The 1,864-nt window shown below is 28.9% G+C and carries 1 protein-coding gene; it reads right to left on the reverse strand.

The genetic code is table 11. From position 1 onward, the window contains the following. Nucleotides 1-624: 624 nt before the first annotated feature. Complete coding sequence (locus tag CD172_RS11475) at nt 625-1,161, reverse strand: hypothetical protein (RefSeq protein ID WP_234022059.1); 537 nt, start codon at nt 1,159-1,161, stop codon at nt 625-627. Between the last annotated feature and the right edge of the window lie 703 nt (nt 1,162-1,864).

Consider the following 1,864-nt stretch of genomic DNA (forward strand, 5'->3'; position numbering starts at 1 on the left):
TGCTGCACTCAAATCGTATGAGTGTGAATTTTTATTTCTGCTTTGAAAATACTCTAATCCTGCGCTTTTGATCGGTGTTAAAAGGTCTAGAAGCGGTTCAGCATCTGGTCTTTTAACTCTATCCTCTACTATGATAGGGCTTGCTTCTAATAACATCTCAGACTCTTTGTTAAAATACACAAAAACAACTTGTTTTTTCTCAAACTTATTTACTTTAGCTAGTCATATCAAAGCTTTAAGGGTAACTATTCCCTCCGGGAGTAGTTACCCTTATTATCAAGTAGCACCATGATATCAAGTTGGTGCGAAGCATTATTTCAAACATAAGATTAATGGTTTGTTTTTTAAATTTGTAAATAGAACAGAAAATTATATACCTATGATTTCTCATCAGCATTTTTTATTTTTTGTATAATTTTTTCAAAAAACATAGCAGATAGTACGCTAGTAATCAAATAGTATATAGCGACCATTGGCAACACATCATTTATAGCTATGAGAAGATGGCCTTGTCTTATTAAAGTAAAAATACTATATACAGTTAAATAAGTTATAGGATTTAGAACGTAAATTAGAATAAATATTTTTTTTAATATCCTCATAGAGAAGTCCTTTCAATATGTTTTAACTATTTGCATAGGCTGCACATTTGCCACCATAATAAGCTGCAAAAGCTGAAAGACCTACTATATTAGAACCTACAGCAAATTTTAACAATAATTTTGCGGCTTCTTTATAAGCTTTCTTTTTCATATATGCGTAAAATCCACCTTCCATGATCGCAGTTACAACACCAACCCCAAATTGATCTGCAACAGCACTTTTAATACAACTTCCGAATTTTTTATCGTTAAAAGCTCTAGGTGTCATTGCTGTTTCAGTCATATTTATTTCCTTTTTTAATACCTCTAATTCTTTTGATTTTTGATATTTGCTTTCTATTTTATTTATATTAATATCTATAATGTTTCCTGAATCATCCTTTGTTGATGCTTCTTCATAAATAAATTTTATCATTTCTGCTGTTTTATCAACTTCTTCTTTACTTGGAACAGCTAAGTTTTGAGCATTAGCTGTTTTCGCTTGTGTAAAGGGCACGGAAGTAATACTAATTGTTAATACTAAGGATAAAATATACATAATAATTTTTTTTGACTGCATAATTTAACTCTCCTTTATATTGATTATATTATACTTAAGTTTATTGTATGTAATTTTTTTAACTGATTCAATATTATATTATGATAGCTATTTCCATCAATATGTATAATAATATTATTGTATTTTTATACATATTATGCAATTATGACACCAAAATATAGATGGGGGGGATAATCTATGAATAAAATGTATAATTTTATAACACTCTTTTTAATAATAATCTCTTTAATCATAATTATAAGTTCAATATTTTTAAATGATGAGAATCTTAAAACAGCAATAAATATCTTTATGTTATTCTTAATCATCATACTTGCACTTATAAGTCTAATAGTCAGATTTATAAACAATAAGAAATCAAAATAGCAATATTGCTTTATTTATAACAAGCCTCTGAATCCTTAACTAGACTTGTCGAATAGTGGTCTTAATAGCTCATACTATGTAGACATTCATCTATAAGTTTAATTAAGGGTTCTCCTCATTGATCAATAAATTTTCTCCGCATAAATGTGCAACCTAAATGAGAAAGTTAAGCGTTACGATATACTCCGTAAATCAAAAGTAAAAGTGCAGCAATTAAAACCACTACTATTTTTCATCTCCGAACGCAACAAAAAAGGCGCCATATCAATGTATGACACCTCTTATGATGGTCTGCTATCTGTTATCATGTCCATGATAATTCTCTGGCAAGCCTCCT

Origin of the sequence: Staphylococcus agnetis (assembly GCF_002901865.1) — a bacterium.
Classification (GTDB): Bacteria; Bacillota; Bacilli; order Staphylococcales; family Staphylococcaceae; genus Staphylococcus; species Staphylococcus agnetis.